Annotated in this window: 9 protein-coding genes; 5 read left to right on the forward strand and 4 right to left on the reverse strand. The window is 48.7% G+C overall.

What is annotated here, in order from left to right; genetic code table 11:
• The first annotated feature begins 162 nt into the window (after positions 1–162).
• The gene (locus tag K0H59_RS02210; RefSeq protein ID WP_220054519.1) at positions 163–2,205 is read left to right on the forward strand and encodes a M13 family metallopeptidase; all 2,043 of its coding nucleotides are present in this window, start codon (positions 163–165) and stop codon (positions 2,203–2,205) included.
• A 74-nt stretch (positions 2,206–2,279) separates the two neighbouring features.
• Here K0H59_RS02210 and hxpB read toward each other — a convergent pair whose 3' ends face one another.
• The gene (gene hxpB, locus K0H59_RS02215; RefSeq protein WP_220054520.1) at positions 2,280–2,936 is read right to left on the reverse strand and encodes a hexitol phosphatase HxpB; all 657 of its coding nucleotides are present in this window, start codon (positions 2,934–2,936) and stop codon (positions 2,280–2,282) included.
• A 434-nt stretch (positions 2,937–3,370) separates the two neighbouring features.
• Between hxpB and acnB the strand changes: the two genes are divergently transcribed.
• The gene (gene acnB, locus K0H59_RS02220; protein ID WP_220054521.1) at positions 3,371–5,968 is read left to right on the forward strand and encodes a bifunctional aconitate hydratase 2/2-methylisocitrate dehydratase; all 2,598 of its coding nucleotides are present in this window, start codon (positions 3,371–3,373) and stop codon (positions 5,966–5,968) included.
• Between the two features lie 174 nt (positions 5,969–6,142).
• On the opposite strand, the gene rsd is transcribed toward acnB, so the two are convergent.
• Positions 6,143–6,628: a sigma D regulator gene (rsd, locus tag K0H59_RS02225; protein WP_220054522.1), complete on the reverse strand. Its 486-nt coding sequence runs from the start codon at positions 6,626–6,628 to the stop codon at positions 6,143–6,145.
• A gap of 459 nt (positions 6,629–7,087) precedes the next feature.
• Here rsd and hemE point away from each other — a divergent pair, with 459 nt between their 5' ends.
• From hemE to K0H59_RS02240, 3 genes are all read left to right on the forward strand, one after another.
• Positions 7,088–8,152, forward strand: coding sequence for a uroporphyrinogen decarboxylase (gene hemE / locus K0H59_RS02230; protein ID WP_011621241.1), 1,065 nt, complete (start codon positions 7,088–7,090; stop codon positions 8,150–8,152).
• Positions 8,153–8,529: 377 nt separating this feature from the next.
• On the forward strand, positions 8,530–11,100 hold the full coding sequence (locus K0H59_RS02235) for a bifunctional diguanylate cyclase/phosphodiesterase (RefSeq protein WP_220054523.1): 2,571 nt from the start codon (positions 8,530–8,532) through the stop codon (positions 11,098–11,100).
• 75 nt (positions 11,101–11,175) lie between these two features.
• Positions 11,176–11,979, forward strand: a complete 804-nt coding sequence (locus K0H59_RS02240; protein WP_220054524.1) for an SDR family oxidoreductase — start codon at positions 11,176–11,178, stop codon at positions 11,977–11,979.
• A 3-nt stretch (positions 11,980–11,982) separates the two neighbouring features.
• On the opposite strand, the gene K0H59_RS02245 is transcribed toward K0H59_RS02240, so the two are convergent.
• Both K0H59_RS02245 and K0H59_RS02250 read right to left on the reverse strand, forming a co-directional pair.
• Entirely contained in the window at positions 11,983–12,207 is a 225-nt protein-coding gene (locus K0H59_RS02245) for a hypothetical protein (protein WP_088211897.1), read from the reverse strand.
• Between the two features lie 156 nt (positions 12,208–12,363).
• Complete coding sequence (locus tag K0H59_RS02250; RefSeq protein ID WP_220054525.1) at positions 12,364–15,585, reverse strand: ImpA family metalloprotease; 3,222 nt, start codon at positions 15,583–15,585, stop codon at positions 12,364–12,366.
• Positions 15,586–15,671: the final 86 nt, after the last annotated feature.

A 15,671-nucleotide genomic window follows, 5' to 3' on the forward strand; every position in this document is an offset into this window, starting at 1 on the left:
ACATTATTCCCGCATGGCCTGAAAATCCTGTTTATACTCGTTTGCGCAAATATCACTAAGTGTCATAACCTTTTACAAAATCTTGCTACAGCCAAACTAGGCAAAATGCTAAGGTTTTGCAGGAAAAAATAACAACACTCTCAACGGAAGCTGGGGAAAACAATGAAGAAGATTAGCACACTGGCGCTGGGGATTGCCCTGAGCCTAGGTTTAGCCGCTTGCAGCAGCGAGCCTAAAACTGAAGTCGCCGCGGTTTCTGGCATTGAATTACAAAACTTTGATGCCTCAGTTCGCCATCAAGATGATTTTTACTACAGCGTGAACGGTAAATGGTTAGCTAATACGCCTATCCCTGCCGACAAGTCTAACTACGGTGCATTCTCTGTGCTGTACGATCAAAGCCAAGATGCGTTGAAAAAAATCATCGATGCCGCCGCAGCGCAAAAAGATGCTGCTCCTGGCTCTAATAATCAAAAAATCGGTGACTTTAACGCCAGCTTTATGAATACCGATTTACTCGAAACCTTAGGCGTAACGCCGCTCAATCCTTTGCTGGCGGATATCGCGGCGGTGAAAACCCACGGCGAATTACCCGCTGTGATGGGCAAATTGCTGACCAGCGGCTCAGGCATTCCCTTTGGTTTCTACGTCAATAACGACGCGAAAAACTCTACCCAATATGCGGTGTATATCAGTCAGTCGGGCTTAACTCTGCCAGACCGTGATTACTACCTCAAAGATGACGCTAAGTTTGCCGCAACCCGCGAAGCGATGGCGAAATATGTGACCGATATTCTGACCGAAGCCGGCTACAAGAATGCCAAACGCGCGGCGAAAAACGTGGCCGACATCGAGATGATGATCGCTAAGAGCCAGTGGAGCCGCGTTGAATCTCGCGATGCTAACAAGTCTTACAACAAGTTGAGCCGTGCTGAGCTGCAAAAGCTGACTGGCAAGTTTGATATCAATGCCTTTACGACTAGCGCAGGCCTTGGCGATAAAGTGACTGAAGTCATCGTGCGTCAGCCATCTTACTTAGAAAAGTTAGGCGCTAATTTTGATGCCTTCCCCGTTTCTGCTTGGCAGGATTACTTAACGTTCCACTTAGTGGATAGCTATGCTGAGCTACTCAGCAAAAACTTCGTTGACCTTAACTTTGCCTTCAAAGGCAAAACCTTAATGGGTATTGAAGAGCAACAACCACGCTGGAAAAAGGCTGTAGATGGCGCCGACCAAGTCATTGGTGAATTAGTGGGCGAGGAGTATGTGAAGCAATACTTCAAGCCAGAAGCGAAAGCCCGCATGGAAACCATGATCAAAAACCTGATCAAGGGCTTCGAAGTCAGCATCAATGAACTCGAGTGGATGACGCCTGAAACGAAAGTCGCGGCTCAAGAAAAACTGTCTAAGTTTACCTACAAGATTGGTTATCCAGACAAGTGGAAAGACTACACAGCGTTAGAGATCAAGCCTGATGAGTTGGTGGGTAACTATATGCGTTACGCCAACTTCGAATATCAAGACATGATCAACAAGCTAGGTAAGCCAATCGATCGTACCGAGTGGCATATGACACCACAAACGGTGAATGCTTATTACAGCCCTGTCGGCAATGAAATCGTATTCCCAGCAGCGATTCTGCAACCGCCATTCTTCAATATGGAAGCCGATGATGCGGTCAACTACGGTGGTATCGGTGCGGTAATCGGCCACGAAATCAGCCATGGTTTCGACGACCAAGGCGCTAAATACGATGGCGACGGCAACCTGCGTGACTGGTGGTCGGATAAAGACCGTGAAGAGTTCCAAAAACGCGGTAAGCAACTGTCGGCGCAGTATTCTGGCTATGAAGCCTTGCCCGGTAAGTTTGTGAACGGTGATTTAACACTAGGCGAAAACATCGGTGACTTAGGTGGTTTAACTGTGGCGGCTCGTGCCTATGCGATGAGCTTAAACGGTAAACCTGCACCAGTGCTCGATGGCTTAACGGGCGAGCAGCGTTTCTTCGTCGGTTGGTCACAGGTATGGCGCCGTAACTACCGTGATGAAGAGTTGGGTCGTCGTTTACTGACGGATCCACATTCACCTAGCCACTACCGTGCTATGGGCACACCGCGCAATATCGAAGCCTTCTACAAAGCCTTCGAGATGAAAGAGAGCGACAAGATGTACTTAAAACCAGAAGAGCGCGTGAAAATCTGGTAATCCATAGGTAGGATTGAAAATGAAAAAGCCAGACGGATGTCTGGCTTTTTGCTTTTCGCAATTTGGTGTTGTGATTAGCCCAAGATTGCCGGTAAATCTAACAGACTGTCGGCTTGGTGGTGGGCGACAATCCATTTCGCCTCACCGCGTTGCTCAGGAGCGGGAATGGCGACGGTTTGCATATTGGCGGCGCGGGCGGCGATCAGACCATTAAAAGAGTCTTCAATCGCGAGGCAATAACGCGGGTCGACTCCTAAGGCGGCCGCACAATTTAAGTAAACCTCAGGATGCGGCTTGCCATAGGTGAGTCCTTCGGCGGATTGTACCGCCATAAACTTATCGCTGAGGCTGAGTTTACTGAGTACGGCTTCGATAATGGTGTAAAAAGAGGAGGTCGCTAAGCCTATCTTTAAGCCTTTGGCTTGGCAGTATTCAATCGCCTGCTGAACCCCTTGCATGGCTTCGCCCGTTATCAGGATCTCCTCTGCGACTTTATCGACGATGGCTTTGCTGACCTTAGCATTGTCGTAATCGGTCCAAGGGGCTTTGTGATACCAATAGTCGACACATTGGTCGATGCGTAAACCCGTGGTTTGTTGAATCGTTTCGATAGTGACTGGCACGCCAAGCGCCGATAACACTTCATATTCAACCCGCTGCCAAAGGGGTTCTGAATCGATTAACACACCATCCATATCAAAAATAACAGCTTGAATACTAAGGGATGTCATTACTACTCCAAGGGATGGGAAGGATTACTAAGCGCTATGCTCTGGGAACTTGAGTGTATGTTTAAGCTTGGCATCTTCAAAGTCTAAAAGCGCATAGTTTAAAAATATTTACGCTTACCTGACGGTTGTGAGCAAAAAAATAATCGTTCGATTTTAAATTGATTAACTTATGTTAACTATTTGTCGCTTATGGTTTTTTGTCTGTTTTCAAACTATTGTCTAATTTCCCTTGTTTTATTCTTGCCGTAAGTTGAGCTGCACCTCCGGATTTAGCCCTTATTTCGTCTTTCGCCGAGTGTGACCTGATTCATACTTTTGCAAAGCTGTAGTATACTGCTGGCCGGAAATACGGGTCGATCATGTCGGACTGTCAGCTTCAATTGAGAAGACGTGCAGTTTCGTTGTTAGAGCGCCAAACAAAGAGGAATGTTGCCGTGCTAGAAGCATATCGTAAACACGTCGCAGAACGTGCTGCAGAGGGCGTAGTCCCTAAGCCATTAGATGCACATCAAGTGGCTGAACTGGTTAAATTGGTTCAAAATCCCCCCGCTGGTGAAGAAGCCGTTATTCTTGACCTGCTAGAAAATCGAATTCCCCCCGGTGTTGACGAAGCTGCTTACGTAAAAGCCGCTTTCTTAGATGCGGTTGCTAAAGGCACTGCAACTTCACCCATCCTGTCTGCCGAACGTGCGACTGAGTTATTAGGCACTATGCAAGGTGGCTATAACATCGAGCCGCTGATCGCTCAGTTAGATAACCCAGCTCTGGCGCCTTTAGCCGCTAAAGCCTTGTCTCACACTCTGCTGATGTTTGATTCTTTCCACGATGTGGTTGAGAAAATGGAAGCGGGTAATGCCTATGCTAAACAAGTGGTTGAAGCTTGGGCAAATGCAGACTGGTACTTAAGCCGTCCAAAATTAGCGGACAAAGTCACCCTGACCGTATTCAAAGTCTCTGGTGAAACCAACACCGACGACCTGTCACCAGCACCAGATGCTTGGTCACGTCCAGATATCCCATTGCACGCCTTAGCTATGCTGAAAAACGCGCGTGATGGTATCGAGCCAGACGTAGCGGGCAGCGTAGGTCCAATCAAGAAATTAGAAGAACTGAAAACCAAAGGTTTCCCATTAGTTTACGTGGGTGACGTTGTGGGTACAGGTTCATCACGTAAGTCAGCGACTAACTCAGTACTGTGGTTCATGGGCGATGATATCCCATTCGTCCCTAACAAACGTGCTGGTGGTTTCTGCTTAGGTGGCAAGATTGCACCGATTTTCTTCAACACTATGGAAGATGCGGGCGCACTGCCAATCGAACTTGACGTTAGCAAAATGGAAATGGGCGATGTGATCGACATTTACCCATACGCTGGTGTTGTTAAGCGTCATGGCACTGAGGAAGTGATTTCTGAGTTCAGCCTGAAAACCGACGTACTGTTAGACGAAGTGCGTGCGGGTGGTCGTATTCCATTAATCATCGGTCGTGGTTTAACTGACAAAGCACGTTCAGTTTTAGGTTTACCAGCATCTGACGTATTCGTACGTCCTCAAGACGTTGCAGATTCTGGCAAAGGTTACACCCTTGCTCAGAAGATGGTAGGTAAAGCATGTGGCGTTGCTGGCGTGCGTCCAGGTCAATACTGCGAGCCTAAGATGACTTCTGTGGGTTCTCAGGACACTACCGGTCCTATGACCCGTGACGAGCTGAAAGACTTAGCCTGTTTAGGCTTCAGTGCTGATCTGACTATGCAGTCATTCTGTCACACTGCCGCTTATCCAAAACCAGTAGACGTTAATACTCACCACACTCTGCCAGACTTCATCATGAACCGTGGTGGTGTATCTTTACGCCCAGGTGACGGTGTTATCCACTCTTGGTTAAACCGTATGTTATTACCAGACACAGTAGGTACTGGTGGTGACTCACATACGCGTTTCCCAATTGGTATTTCATTCCCAGCAGGTTCTGGTTTAGTTGCTTTCGCAGCGGCGACCGGTGTTATGCCTCTGGACATGCCAGAATCAGTATTAGTGCGCTTCAAGGGCAAGATGCAACCTGGCATCACCCTACGTGACCTAGTACATGCAATTCCATTGAAAGCGATTGAAATGGGTCTGCTGACCGTTGAGAAGAAAGGCAAGATCAACATCTTCTCTGGCCGCGTATTGGAAATCGAAGGTTTAGAAACCCTGAAAGTAGAACAGGCATTCGAACTGTCTGACGCTTCTGCAGAACGCTCTGCAGCGGGTTGTACTATTAAGTTAGACAAAGAGCCAATCATCGAGTACCTAAATTCGAACATCACTATGCTGAAGTGGATGATTGCCGAAGGTTACGGTGACCGTCGCACGATAGAGCGTCGTATCAAAGGCATGGAAGAGTGGTTAGCGAATCCTGAGCTGATGAGCGCCGATAAGGATGCTGAGTACGCTGCTGTGATCGAAATCGATCTGAACGAGATCAAAGAGCCAATCCTGTGTGCGCCTAACGATCCTGACGATGCAGTATTACTGTCTTCTGTTGCGCAAACACAAATCGATGAAGTATTCGTTGGTTCTTGTATGACTAACATCGGTCACTTCCGTGCGACCGGTAAGATGTTAGACAAGTTCGCTAAGACGCTGCCAACACGTCTGTGGATTGCGCCACCGACTAAGATGGACAAAGACCAGCTGACCGAAGAAGGTTACTACGGTATTTTCGGTCGCGTGGGTGCGCGTATCGAGATCCCTGGCTGTTCACTGTGTATGGGTAACCAAGCACGTGTGGCTGAAGGTGCAACTGTAGTATCGACTTCTACCCGTAACTTCCCGAACCGTTTAGGTACAGGCGCTAACGTTTACTTAGCCTCTGCGGAATTAGCGGCAGTAGCAGCCCTGTTAGGTCGTCTGCCAACGGTTGAAGAATACCAAGAATACGCGAAAGAGTTAGATGCAACAGCAGCTGACACTTACCGTTACTTGAACTTCGATCAAATCGATTCTTACACTAAGAAAGCATCACAAGTGATCTTTCAATCAGCTGTATAATCGATTGATATGACAATGAAAAAGCCAGCGAAAGCTGGCTTTTTTGTTTGTGGATTCTATTGCTAAGCGCTTGGTTAAGAGGTGAATGCCAATCTCAAACATTTATCAAGGATGGCGACTTGCCACTATTGACGCGCAATCATGTGACTCGCGGCGCATAACGGTTAACACTAATTAGGCTTGTTGGGCGTGCTCTGAATACTGGTTATGTAACACTTCGAGTAATTTATCTTCTAACTCGAAACGGGTTTCCATGGTGTGGGCCAGTTCGGAAAGATCTTTATCGAGCTGGTATAACACGTGGTCATCCTGCGCTTCGGCGTACTTATCATTAAAATCTAACGCCGCATTGGTGGTCGGGGTGATCTTTGGCAGTACTTGCTGGGCTAAGGTTTTGCTCGAGGCGCCAAACTTTTCACAGGCATTGACCACTTGGTCATAGACTTCGAAATGGCCTTCGGAGACGTAATCGACTAATAAATCACAAAAGGATTTCACATGATCGAAGGAGGGAAGGGATTTTTCGGCTTTCCCATAGGGAGGAAGGCCCGCTATCTGGCAGTAATGCACCAAGAGTTTACGACGATTTTCTAGCCATTGATCTATAAGCTTATTTGAACCGCCCCACTTTTGTTCTGCTTTTTCGAGTTCTCTCAGCATGATGCATTCCATTTAAGTGCCAGGACATGACTCTAATGTAGGGGAGAAATAGCTCTTGGATCAACCCTTTTTGTTGGGATTTGCGAGAATTGGCAGATGGACAAACCAGCTGTTTTGTATAAAAAAATGCGGAAATAAAAAGCCCAACGATAGAAACCTATCGTTGGGCGAGTAATGTATATAGCAGGCTCGATGCGACGAGCTTCTTGATTGTTCTTGCTAGCGCAAACTTTTTATACCAAAGGCAGGAAACCAGCGCAACTTTTTTCTGTCTTAGTGTGACTTTGGGTTCGATTAATAAACAGTATGTTATCTGGCTAGCATTTTGACGATAAGTGCTTAAATGGACAGCAATGATGGGGATTAGCTCACATAAATTAGCTCATATTGGTTACATTATTCGCGTAAATGCTAAACTACCGACCCAGCGGATCTCAATAAGTCTAGGAATCAAGCCAAATGGCAGAATTAAAGAATGATCGTTATTTACGCGCCCTACTAAAACAGCCTGTTGATATGACTCCAGTGTGGATGATGCGTCAAGCAGGTCGTTATCTTCCTGAATACAAAGCGACTCGCGCTCAAGCGGGTGACTTCATGTCTTTATGCAAAAACCATGAATTGGCCTGTGAAGTAACGCTACAACCGCTGCGTCGTTACGAGCTGGATGCGGCGATTCTGTTTTCCGATATTCTGACTGTTCCCGATGCTATGGGTTTAGGTCTGTATTTTGAGGCGGGCGAAGGCCCACGTTTTGAGCGACCAACAGACACTATCGATGCCATCAAAAAATTAGCCGTTCCCGATCCAGAAGATGATCTGGGTTATGTGATGAAAGCGGTTAGCACTATTCGCCGTGAACTGAATGGCCAAGTGCCATTGATTGGTTTCTCTGGTTCGCCTTGGACACTCGCGACTTACATGGTTGAAGGTGGCTCGAGCAAAACCTTCGAAAAAATTAAGAAGATGGCCTACGCAGAGCCAGCGGCGCTGCATATGTTACTCGACAAGTTAGCCGATTCAGTGACTCTGTACCTGAATGCACAGGTTGCTAACGGCGCGCAATCGCTGATGATTTTCGACTCATGGGGCGGCGCGTTATCGCACACGGCTTACCGTGAATTCTCACTGCGTTATATGCAGAAGATTGTCGATGGCCTGACTCGCTTTGCCGATGGTCGCCAAGTGCCAGTGACCTTATTCACTAAGGGCGGTGGTTTATGGTTAGAAGCCATGGCTGAAACGGGCTGTGATGCTTTAGGGTTAGACTGGACTGTCGATATTGCCGACGCCCGTCGCCGTGTAGGCCATAAAGTGGCACTGCAAGGCAACATGGATCCATCTATGCTGTACGCGCCAATTCCACGTATCGAAGAAGAAGTGGCTCAAATTCTGGCGGGCTACGGTGAAGGTACAGGCCATGTGTTTAACTTAGGCCATGGTATCCATCAGCACGTTGACCCTGAGCATGCGGGTGCCTTTATCAAGGCGGTTCATGCTCAATCTAAGCAGTACCATAAGTAAGCGATACTGAAGAAGAAACGGACCCTAGGGTCCGTTTTTTATTGCTGTGTTTCCTTCGCTGAGCTGGATTGATTAAGCGCGAAGTCCACTGCCCGATAACGCGCAGCTCAATCAAAACAATATAGGAAACAAAGTATTTACAAACGGATTTAGAACATAGGATCTTGATTAACATCTAACTTTTAGAAACTTATTTATCGAATAGCTGTGCTAAATCAAAGGTGTTTTAAACAATTAAATGCATGCTATTGCTTACTTTAGCAACGGATAAAGCAAAGTGATATTTAATCCTATTTGCAAATAAGCTATGTTGCATGGCGCTATAAGGGACTATGTAAAGCCGTTAATCAATTTAATTACGAAAGCCGTGGTAGAAGATGCGCATAGGCAACAAAATATTGGTATTTATTGCGGGGTTTTGTCTGCCTGCGGTTGTGCTTGTGTCCTATTGCCTCGGTTATTGGTTCGACCATAGGGTTGAGCTGTTGCGCCAAGACAATGTGCAGCATGAGCTGACCAATGTTCAACAACAGTTTCATATCGATCTCGACCGCTTAAGTTTCCTGACTAATATCTACGCTTCGCCTCTGTCTCGGGTCGATGGCGATCTGCTAGAGTCAATCGAATCATCATGGCGTGAGAGTGCCATATCCGCCAATTTGCATTGGTTTATTCTGCAAGGCGGACAATTGCACAGTGTCCTCGCCAATACCTCCAGCATTGCCTTGCCAACCCAACAGGAAATTGCCCGTGCGGTACTTGCCGCCGATAAACCTCAGCTTGCAGGAGCTTATCTTGCTGGGAATGTTGGGCTTGTTGTTACCGCTGTTGCGGTCGCCCCCGAAGAATACGTACTCTTGGTGCGCCAGTTATCGGCACAAGACTTACTAGAATATGCCCAGGTGCCATTAGTCACTCAGGTGCAAATGAGCAGCAGTAATCTTGCAAAGGCAAAGGATTATGTCGGGTTCGTCCCAATCCCGAGTTTACTGAATAACACTCCCTTGTATCTGCAGGTGCAGTTTTCAACTGAACCTTTCCAAGAGGTAAAGCTCGACCTCGATTGGGTTTCGGTGGGGATTATTCTACTCGGCGTGTTGATTGTGGCGTTGGGTTACATTTGGCTGCGCGCAGGCCTGTTAAAACCCTTTAAGAGCATGATGAAGCAGTTGGCATTGGTCGACCCTACGGCTAGCGTGTATCGCCCTGTGAGCGGCGAAGGCAACGCCGAGTTAGAAGTGTTGGCCAGCCGAGTGAACAGCTTACTTGCCCGCATATACCAGCAGAAAGAACGTGGTAAAACGACTCTGGAGTCGATTGCCGAGGCGGTGATCCTGACCGATATCGATGCCAAAGTGATCTACATGAATCCCAAGGCCGAGTCCTTACTCGATGTCGCCAGTTGTTACGCCGTGGGTCAGAGTTTAGCGTCGTTATTAAAAGCGGGGGAGCAGTTAAATCAAGCCGTATTCCACTGTATGCGCTTAGGGGAGACCACGCCGCAAGTCGCCAAGATCAAGCTTTTAACCGCCACGCCACGGATTATTGAGCGCAGCATCAGTAACGTGTTGAATCATGATAAAGAAATTACTGGTACTGTGGTGGTGCTGCGGGATATCACCCAAGAAGAATTGCTTAAACGTCAGCTGCAAAAACGCGCAAATTTCGATGGCATTACTGGCTTATTGAATCGCCAAGCCTTCGAAGAGCAGTTACCGCAGTTTGCCAGTCAGGCTAAGCGCATCGCGGTATGTTATCTGGATTTAGAACAGTTTAAGTTGATTAACGATAGCTGTGGGCATACAGCCGGTGATCGCATGTTGGTCTTAGTAGCGCGGGCGATTCAATCTTGTCTCGGGCCGCAGACTTTGTTAGCCCGCCTCGGGGGCGATGAATTTGGCTTAGTGATCTGCGATAGCACTGCTTTATCTGTGGCGCAGCAGTTAAAACAGATCATTGCTCAGGTTTCGCTGCAGGTGTTGCACGATAAAAACTGTAACTATAAGGTCGGCTTGAGTATCGGGGTTGCCTTTGGCCGTGCGCCTTATATCAATGCCTTGGAGCTGCTCAAGGATGCGGATATTGCCTGTATCGCTGCCAAAGCTAAGGGCACAAACCAAATCCATTTTTACGATGATAAAGATAAAGAGCTGACTTATCAGCGTAACGCACCAAAATGGGCGGTGCGTATCGCGCAAGCGATTGAGGAAAACGAACTGCTGCTCTACTACCAACCGATCCGCGGTTTAGGGGCGAGTTCCAAACGGCAACGGATGGAAATCCTGCTGAGGATCCAAGAGCCCTGCGGTCGTATTTTAGCGCCAGCGCAGTTTATTGCGGCGGCGGAGCGCTTTAAGCTGATGCCAGAAATCGATAAAGAGGTGATACGTAAAGCCTTTTTATGGCTGTCGTTAAATCCACAGTTGTGGCCAGATCACTGTATTTCAATCAACCTTTCAGGCAATAGCCTAGGCGCCGAAGGCATGGTGGAATACATAGCTCAGCAGCAACATATTTTCGATATTCCTAGCCAATGTGTCTGCTTTGAAATCACCGAAACTACGGCGATTCAAAACCGTCAGCGTGGCATGGAAATGCTCAGGCAACTGCGTAAACTCGGATTTTCCTTCGCATTGGATGATTTTGGCAGTGGCTTTGCATCCTACGGTTATCTGCGTGAACTGCCGGTGGACTATGTCAAAATCGACGGTTGTTTTGTGAAGAATTTAGCGGTCAACGCCAAGGATTACGCTATCGTTAAATCTATTCAGGACGTATGCCGCGTCATGGGGATTGAAACGGTTGCCGAGTTTGTCGAAAACCAAGAGATTATCGATAGATTACAAGTGATTGGTATTAACTACGCTCAAGGCTATGCAATCGGACGACCGCAACCTTTGGCCAGTTATTGCCAGCAGTTTGATATGCAGGCGGCACAACGCGCCTAGGGGATTGCGCTTTTAAGATGATTATGCCAATTTACCTCGGAGCATAATTAACACATTGGTAACAAGGGAATAGTTATGGATGGACTGACGGGGAAAGTAGTCATTATTACGGGCGCTTCAGAAGGTATTGGCCGCGCGCTGGCGATCGCTATGGCACGGGTGGGTTGCCAACTGGTGCTCAGTGCCCGCAATGAAACACGTTTAGCCTCCCTTGCCCTCGAAATCGCGAACTATGGTCCGACTCCATTTGTGTTTGCCGCCGATGTCAGTAGCGCCTCCCAATGTGAAGCCTTAATTCAAGCCACTATTGCCCATTATGGCCGCCTCGATATTCTCGTGAATAACGCGGGCATGACCATGTGGTCACGTTTTGATGAGCTCAATCAGTTGTCTGTGCTCGAAGATATCATGCGAGTCAACTATTTAGGTCCTGCGTATTTAACTCATACCGCTTTGCCCTATTTAAAGTCGAGCCAAGGTCAGGTGGTGGTGGTCGCTTCTGTGGCAGGGTTAACGGGCGTGCCGACACGCAGTGGCTATGCCGCCTCTAAACACGCGGTTATCGGCTTTTTTGATTCGCTGCGGATTGAGCTGGCGGATGATAATGTCGCCGTGACTGTGATTTGTCCTGATTTTGTCGTATCACAGATTCATAAGCGTGCCCTCGACGGCGAGGGTAAGCCCCTTGGTAAATCCCCGATGCAGGAAGCCAAAATTATCACCGCCGAGCAATGCGCGAACATGATGCTCCCTGTGATCGCGACCCGAGGTCGGCAGCTTATTACGTCGCTACGCGGCCGACTCGGGCGCTGGCTAAAGCTGATTGCACCGGGTTTAATCGATAAAATCGCCCGCAAGGCGATTGCGTCGGGCCATTAATACTTATTTGCCGCGGTTGAGGTGTTTCACTATGGCTTGCTCGGCCTCACTTTGGGTCGCTTTATCGCCATCGGCCTGAATATGGGCGGTGGCTTTGTGACCGGTCAGATCCTCTGCGATATGTAACCAGTCGGGGTGCCAATAAAAATTCTGTCCCGATAGCGTTTGCCAATTGTGCACGCCAGACTTTTCCCCTTGATAAATAATGTCTTTGATCGAATATCCCATAAATACCCCCTGATATTTTTGTTGGGTCTAGATAGTGCGCCCGCCAAAGGGTGACTTGTGTGCGTTAGCTCACGCTTTAGGGCAAAAATAAACCCCGCATAGGCGAGGTTTATGGGGGATTGGGCTTAGGTGTCAGGCTATCGACATCTATTACTCTTAAGGCTTAGCACATTGGCTAGGTGAGCCTGTGCCCTTCCACAATGTGCTGCCATCGCTAAGTGACAGCGGGATAAAGTTTAAACCTTGGCTCATATTTGCCGGCGGTAAATCGGTTTCGAGCTCATACATGCCCATAGGCACCGTACCTTGGCTGGCGTTTGCCGTTACCTGCGCCGCGGCGAGGCTTGAGTAACGCAGGCCCAACACATCAAAATGGCTGCGCCAATCTTTACCTGTGAGTTTACTCAGTGATACCAGCATAAAGTCATTGCCCGGAATATCCCTCACCGTTTTGCCACCGTAAACGCTATGGCCTTCGTATGGGAAGAGTTCAAAGCCCAGTTTGCTACGGTTAGCCTCCCAGTCGCTGGCATTATTGGCGTATTTACCAAAGATGCGGCTGTGCTGGTACAGCAGGGTGAAGATATTGAAACCATTGCTTAGGCTGGTGCCGTTGCTGAGTGTCATGCCATGGGCTTTTAGCGCCATTTGGATGTAAAACGCCATGCGATAGCCGTTGTGTACCGCGTAGGCATTGCTGGCCCAAGGGGCTGTGTATCTGTCTTCACCCGCATCGAGCACTTTGCAGTTGGCGCCGAAGACCACACGTTTGCCACTGGTATCAGTGGTGCCAGCGGCATCGGACATAAACACATAGAAGAGATCTTTGTGATTCATATGACCATCGGTGATGGTGTTGGTATTAGCATCACGCAAATAATGGGTTTTCCATAGCACCACATAGGGGAAAATATTGTTGGAGTTTTCCCCCGCGCGGCTGCCATAGCCTGTCCAATTGTCGCTGTTGGCGGCAGTGGCATATTGCACGTTTAGACGGTTAGTTTGCAGATTGTGGCCGAGCTCGTGGTTATCTCCCCAACCCGTGGGCGAAATATTCCAAGCCGCATCCCATGGATTACCGCTACAACCCGAGCCACAGTGGGCGTTTTGGTCATAGTTAGCGTGTTGGATGATGCTGCGGGTATGCAAACTAGCATCGGTGCAATCGGCGCCAAACAGTGCCTGACAGCTGGCAAGCACATCCGAGGGGAGAGATTCACTTAAGCTCTTACCTTGGATTTTCAGCCCTGCGAGGGTATACACGCTGTTGATATGATCCTCGACAATGCTCTTAAGCAGCGCATTGACATCCGGGATCTTGCCGCCAATCGCATTCATAAAACGGTCGCGGCGCAAATGTTGCTCGGCGCCATCGGTACGAAGATCCACATGGGGCAACTCAGTGTTTTGGATCTTCTCATTGAAGGCCGTGATTTCCGCGGGATTGGAAAAATCCATAATACTGGGGTGCTTAGCCACATTCTTGGCTTGTACATCGACACTGAGCGCACCTTCGCCACCACTGATATAGAGGTAAATGGGGCCGCCATAGGGGGTTGAAAACTCAATGCTTTGCCCTTTGGCGAGCTTGAGGCGTTGCTGAGCGAGTTCCAATGGCGCGCGATAAACCTTTTGTTCATAGGCGCGGTTAGTGTTGCGTCTATGATAATTCAGCTTAATTTCGACATTCGCGTTTGTGTTATCTAAGCGGCTGAGGGTGATGGTCTGTCCGGGTAAGGCGTACCAGCCGGTAGTTGTCCACTGGCCGGAGTAAGGCACTGTGATGCTTTTACGTTCCGTCACTGTGGCAGGGTAGGCGTAATGGGCATTGCTGCCCTTGCTCAGATTGGCTCTGTCGGTGACATACTCACCTAAGTCAGCTTGGGCGAGGTTGTGGGCGCGGGCGTAGCTGACAGTCCAATCGGCAAACAGGGCTTGCTGCCACTGGGCGGATTCGGTGTAGGCGATAGGGTAATCGATTTCACTGCGATACTTGTCGGCGAGCAGTAACCCCGCTTTCATCAAGCTGAAATTAGGGCTGTTAAAAGCATCTATATCATTGTTATCTAAGCTTTCGGCATTGCTGCGATACCAATCCGCGCCCGCCTTAAAGGCCTCGACAAAGGCGCTACTGTTACAGCTTAAATAGTTGCCGCTGCAGTCATTGAGGACTTGCGTATCGAAGCGTTGTTCCCGCAGGTTGGCAAGTAGTTTTTCAACTTCTGTTAGTGCTTTATCTTCCGCCAGAATAGTGCTCACACTCAGATTATCGGCGTTGAGTTTGGACCAATAGTTACCCGCGGTAGAGAGCCCCATCTCAAGATAGAGTGGCGCTAGCATAGGGCTTTGATTACGCCAGTAGTTTGAAACTAGCAGCGGAATTCCCGCGGCCTTGGCTTTAGCGATGGCCGCTTGAATGCCAGCGTAACCTAGGTTGTCGCGGTCAATATCACTGATAACGATTAAATCGGGCTTTAAGGTATCGATACAGTAGGCAAGGGCACTGTAGTCGCAGCTATTGGCGGCATTGATACTGTGAGCATCGGGGTAGTACTTGCTTAGCCAAGTGCGGATCCCTTCGTTATGGGGGAAATACCAACTGTCGGCACGGCTCGGCATTTGTGCCGTGACTATGCTAAGGCCATCCTGCTGACCGCCGCCTTTGGTTAGCCATCCGATAAGGTTTTTCAGCAGCTTATCACTCTGATCCGAATTATTAACCGCAAACAGGTTGCCACCCATGGCGGCATAACGCTGGCCCTGTTGTTCGCCCGCCATCACTAAACCGCGTACGGCGCTGGCGCCACTGCCATCCACATTCGATGGCAGTAAGGTAAAAGTGTTTTCCGGCATAAAACTCGAAAAGGTGATGGAATCGTGGGTCGGATGCCAACTGATGCTGTTACCCACGCCTTGATAGAGCTCGGTGATTTGCGCTTTGCGGGCAGCATCTACTTTGGCAAGTTCAGCAGTACTGAAATCAATCAGCTCATGGGCGCTGGCAAGGGTATGGTCTTGATGGCGAATGGCATTTTCAGCATTGCTGATAAAGCTTGGGGTGATAGCGCAATCGGCACTCATCGCCGCAGTGGTGTAAGTCAGTTCTGTTAGCGTACCGCCACAGCCGCTAATGCTATCCAGCACAAAGCCATTATCGGCTTGAACACTAAAGCTGGCACTTTTACCCGCATCGACCTTTTGACTGGTGGGTGCGAGTTTGCCACCTAAGACTGAACTGGTACTCGCCGTATATTGACTGACCGAGGGAGGTTGGACTGGCGGCTTCGGCGGGGGTGTTGTGCTACCCGTGTCCTCTGAACCACCGCCACAACCCGCGAGTATTAAGGCGATGGCGGCAGAAATGAGTCTAATCTCCATGGAGAGTCCTTAGCATTTGTAGGTAATTAACATTTGCGTAGCATTGTATAGGAATAATCTGGGTAAAAGTAGATGCATCTTGATTA

Origin of the sequence: Shewanella sp. FJAT-51649 (genome assembly GCF_019457435.1) — a bacterium.
Taxonomy (GTDB): Bacteria; Pseudomonadota; Gammaproteobacteria; order Enterobacterales; family Shewanellaceae; genus Shewanella; species Shewanella mangrovisoli.